Genomic DNA, 4,841 nt, shown 5'->3' with positions numbered 1-4,841 from the left:
TGGCGAGTGTGGCGGCCCGGATGCGCGGAGGGTGGGTGTCAGCAACCGAATCCTACGCCACCTCAGCGGCTTACGCCACGCTCGCCAGCCTCTCAACAAGCCGCTGATGAATAAGACGGGCTAGCCCTGAGCAAGACTGGTTCGCGCGATGACCCGCCGATCGGCGAAGATGGCCTTCTCTATACAGCTCATAAGAAGGTCCATCCGCAGAGCGTCTGCGGCACTTTCCGCACCATCAAATGGCGGCTGATGGTGGTATGTCTCGGCATCTACTATTTGCTGCCGTTCGTGCGTTGGCGTCGTGGCTTAGGCGCTCCCGACCAGGCGGTGTTGCTCGATTTCCCGAACCGGCGGTTCTACTTTTTCTTCATCGAGTTGTGGCCGCGGGAGCTTTATTACTTCACCGGGCTGCTCGTGCTTGCCGCGCTGGCACTGTTCTTGATGAACGCGCTGGGCGGATGTATTTGGTGTGGCTATCTCTGTCCGCAAACGGCATGGACCGATCTGTTCTATGCGGTAGAGCGTTGGGTCGAGGGCGACCGTCGCGACCGGCTGAGGGCCGCCGCACGTCCGATGACGGTGGAGCGGGCGGCAAAGCGCGTGCTAAAGCACGCGGTCTGGTTGATGATCGCTTGGTGGACCGGTGGTGCCTGGGTGCTCTACTTCGCCGACGCGCATACATTAGTACGCGATCTGGCGACATTCCAGGCGCCCGCGAACGCCTATATCTGGATCGGGATCCTGACCGTTACGACGTCCTGTTGGCCGGCTTCATGCGCGAACAGGTTTGCGTGTATATGTGCCCCTGGCCGCGCATCCAGGCCGCGCTCACCGACGAGTGGGCACTTAATGTCACCTACAAATACGATCGCGGCGAACAGCGCTGCTCATTGAAGAAGTCATTCGATCTGCGCGCGCGCGGCGAAAAGATCGGAGACTGCATCGACTGCGATCAATGCGCGGCGGTCTGTCCGACCGGCGTCGATATTCGCAACGGCGCCCAACTCGGCTGCATCCAGTGCGGGCTTTGCATCGACGCCTGCGATGCCGTCATGAAGAAGATCGGGCGCAAAAGTCGCCTGATTGGCTACGACAACGACATCAATATCAGGCGCCGCATGGAAGGCAAGTCGGAGCTATTCAAGCCGGTACGCCCGCGGACGATCGTATATGCGTCTTTGATCTCGGTCGTCTGTGCGATGATGCTTTATGGGTTGTTGTCCAGAACACTGCTCGACGTCAACGTGCTGCACGATCGTAATCCGATGGCGGTCAGGCTGAGCGATGGTTCGATTCGCAACGGCTACACGGTACGCGTGCTTAACAAGCTGGCCTTCGACCGCGTCATTGCAATCGACATCGATGGGCCACCTCAAACGTCCGTGCACGTCGTCGGCGTAGATTCTGTGACCGTGGAACGACCGACGATTGTCTTGGCTCGCGATACTACGACAGAACTGCGGCTATTGGTGACCGCGCCGGCCGACGACACGTCGGAACGGTCGATGCCGGTGAGATTTCGGGTCACCGACATTGGCCTCGGTGAGGTCGCCTCCGCAACGGACCACTTCGTGTTCCCCTAAGAATTACTGACGGGATCTTGCCAATGACCGCATCAATTCCAGTCGCGCGGCCCATCACCGGACGCTTTGTCCTGATCGCCATGCTCGCTTTCTTTTCAGTCGTGATTGGCGCCAATTTGATCATGATGCGTTTTGCCATCACGACGCTGCCGGGAACAGAGGTTGACAGCGCCTACAGCGCGAGCCTCGCCTATCAGCGTGAAATCCTGGCGGCGCGGGAGCAGAACGAGCGACGTTGGCAGGTGCAGGTACATGTCCAACGGCAGTCCGATGGCCGGGCGGTGCTTGCGATCGAGGCACGCGATCGCGCAGGCGCGCCTCTCGTAGGAATGAATTTCGTGGCCCGGCTCGAGCGACCGGTGGACCGCCGGGCCGATCGCGCGATCAATGTGGCGGAGGGCAGTGCTGGAACCTACCGCGGGGACTTCGAGGGGGTCGCTATCGGGCAGTGGGATCTCGTGATCGAAGGCGGCACTGACGGCCGCCGCATGTTTTTGTCGAAAAATCGCATCGTCTTGGACTGAGGGCATATGAGCATGCAGGATGACGTCGACTTTTCGCACTATTTGAAGAGGACAGGAACGGGCTTCATCCAACTCGACCTCGCGGTAGAAGGGATCAATTGCGCGGGCTGCATGGGCAAGATCGAGCGCAATCTATCGAGCATTCCGGACGTGATCTCGGCGCGCGTGAATCTCACCGACAACCGACTGGTGCTGGAATGGAAAGCAGGCGCGCTCGATCCAGCGCTGTTCATCAAGCGGCTCGCTGAACTGGGCTATCGGGCATATCCCTTTCAGCGGGACGACGCGGAGACACTGGAATCGGAGCGGGCGCGGGACTTGCTGCGGCGGCTGGGCGTGGCTGCTTTTGCCGCGATGAACGTGATGATGCTCTCGATCCCGGTATGGTCCGGCAATGTTTCGGACATGCTGCCCGAGCAGCGCGACTTCTTTCACTGGCTCTCCGCGCTGATCGTGCTGCCGGCCGCGGCTTATTCGGCGCAGCCGTTCCTCTCCTCAGCCTTTACCGCGCTACGGGCTCGCCGGGCCAATATGGACGTGCCGATCAGCATCGGCATCGTGCTCGCGTTGGCGACTTCGCTGATCGAGACTGTCGCTCACGCCGAGCATGCATATTTTGACGCGGCGATCATGTTGATCGACTTCCTGCTCGCAGGCCGCTATCTCGACCAGAACATGAGACGGCGCACCCGCGCCTTCGCCGGCAATCTTGCCGCGCTCAAGGCGGAGACCGCCGCGAAGTTCATAGGCCCGACGGAGATCAGAACAGTTCCGGCATCAACGATCAAACCGGGGGACGTCGTGCTGGTGTGACCCGGCGAATGCTGTACCGTCGATGGCGATGTGATCGAGGGCCGCTCTGAGGTCGATCAAAGCCTCATTACGGGTGAGACCTCGCCCGCGCTCGTGGCGCCCGGCAGCGCAGTGTTCGCCGGTACATTGGTGCGATCGGGCACCTTGCGCGTCCGCGCGGTGGCTAACTCGGAGGACACGCTGCTCGCCGAGATTTCTCGGCTACTTGATCATGCCCTGCAGGCGCGCTCGCGCTACCTGCGCCTGGCCGAGCGCGCCTCGCGGCTCTATGCACCGATCGTCCATGCAACTGCCTTCCTGACGTTGCTCGGTTGGCTTGCCTCTGGCGCAACCTTCCATGACGCGATCGTCACGTCGGTCGCCGTCTTGATTATCGCCTGCCCTTGCGCGCTGGGTTTGGCTATACCCGCGGTACAGACGGTAGCCTCCGGCGCGCTGTTCCGGTCCGGGGTGCTGCTCAACGCCGGGGATGCGATTGAGCGTATAGCGGAAGTGAACCGGGTGGTCTTCGACAAGACCGGAACGCTGACATTGCCGGAGCTCGATGTCGCCAATTTCGCTAGCTAGCATTCCCGACGATGTCGTCCAATTGGCGGGCCGGCTTGCATTATCGAGCCGCCATCCGGTCGCCGCTGCCGTGGCGCGAACTGCCGGCGCAAGCGAGCCGCTGGCCGATATCGAAGAGGAGCCGGGGCAGGGTGTTAGGGGGTACTACCAAGGATCGGAGATCCGGCCCGGCCGCCCGTCCTTGGCTTCTATCGTCGCCTTTAGCCACGGCGACAGCAAGCATGTCTTCGCCGTCCGCCAACGCATGCGGCCAGACGCGCCCGAGGTCGTCGCAGCCCTCGCGAGCCTTGGGATAGAAGTAGAGATCGTGTCGGGAGATCGCGAGGCAGCAGTTCGGCGCACGGCCGCGACGCTCGGCATTCAAAATTGGCGCGCCGGCGTCTCACCGACGGATAAGGTCGCCCGGGTCGAAAGCCTGACAGGTGAGGGATACAAGGTACTGATGGTCGGCGATGGCTTGAACGATGCACCCGCGCTTGCAACGGCTCATGCCTCGATGTCGCCTGTTACGGCCACTCATATGAGCCAGGCGGTCGTTGATGCGGTCTTTCTCGGTGAGCGTCTTCGGCCCGTGATGACGGCAGTTATGACCTCGCGCGAGGCGCTGCGGCTGATGCGGCAGAACCTATGGCTCGCTGTCGTCTACAATGTCCTGGCGGTGCCGGTTGCGATCGCCGGTCTGGTGACGCCGCTGATTGCCGCCGCGGCGATGTCAGGTTCGTCGGTGCTGGTCATGCTCAATGCGCTGCGGGCGCGAAGGAGCGAGGCAACCTGATGGAGGTCCTACTCTATCTGGTTCCACTCGCTCTTGCACTGGGCTTCGTTGGCCTGCTCGGCTTTCTGTGGTCGCTGAACAGTGGTCAGTATGACGATCTCGATGGCGCGGCCTGGCGCGCCCTCGCCGATGACGAGCCCGACGAGGCGCCGGTCCAAATAGTGCAGATGGGCCAGCGTGATTGCGACGGTCTCAGCTCTGAGGAGAGTGCTATCTTGGCCGTTCCGGTGGTCCGCGGCGCAGCTGAGAGACGCACGGTTGCAAAGACATGCAGCGACAACTTGTTGATCAGGGCAATTCGTGCAGACGCGATGCGGGAAGATTGGCGATATGGGCGAGGACGTGGTCGAACCAAGCCTTGGGGGTGACCTCTTGAGGCGACAGGTCGTGATCGCCGTCAACATGATGGCGGCCCGGTTGGCGCAGCGCTGACTGCCGGCGAAGGTCCAGTTCCGTTCATTCTGCCCATGTCGGGGAGGATTTCGAGGTCCACTATCGTTGGCATCCCTATTTTGGCCGGACGGTGAACGTGCGTCGGGTGGAGCAACGCGCGACAGGTCAGTTTTTGCGGATCCGAAC

Annotated in this window: 1 protein-coding gene and 4 pseudogenes; 4 read left to right on the top strand and 1 reads right to left on the bottom strand. The window is 61.7% G+C overall.

Annotated elements, in window-relative coordinates; all coding sequences use genetic code 11:
- Positions 1 to 126 precede the first annotated feature (126 nt).
- From ccoG to ccoS, 4 genes and pseudogenes are all read left to right on the top strand, one after another.
- A pseudogene (ccoG, locus tag AC066Y_RS42860) lies at positions 127 to 1,583 on the top strand (cytochrome c oxidase accessory protein CcoG).
- A gap of 23 nt (positions 1,584 to 1,606) precedes the next feature.
- The gene (locus tag AC066Y_RS42855) at positions 1,607 to 2,107 is read left to right on the top strand and encodes a FixH family protein (protein WP_478279090.1); all 501 of its coding nucleotides are present in this window, start codon (positions 1,607 to 1,609) and stop codon (positions 2,105 to 2,107) included.
- Between the two features lie 12 nt (positions 2,108 to 2,119).
- A pseudogene (locus AC066Y_RS42850) lies at positions 2,120 to 4,262 on the top strand (heavy metal translocating P-type ATPase).
- Positions 4,262 to 4,420, top strand: a pseudogene (ccoS, locus tag AC066Y_RS42845) (cbb3-type cytochrome oxidase assembly protein CcoS); the annotation flags it as partial. The pseudogenes AC066Y_RS42850 and ccoS, both read left to right, overlap by 1 nt.
- Positions 4,421 to 4,550: 130 nt before the next feature.
- On the opposite strand, the pseudogene AC066Y_RS42840 reads toward ccoS, so the two are convergent.
- Positions 4,551 to 4,717, bottom strand: a pseudogene (locus AC066Y_RS42840) (transposase domain-containing protein); the annotation flags it as partial.
- Between the last annotated feature and the right edge of the window lie 124 nt (positions 4,718 to 4,841).

It is taken from the genome of Bradyrhizobium sp. USDA3010 (genome assembly GCF_056429065.1).
Note: the sequence above shows the minus strand (reverse complement) of the source record. Positions and strands in the feature narration are given on the sequence as shown.

Excerpts from the sequence above, each read along its gene's own strand:
- AC066Y_RS42855 (WP_478279090.1), top strand. The coding sequence starts at position 1,607 with ATGACCGCATCAATTCCAGTCGCGCGGCCCATCACCGGACGCTTTGTC.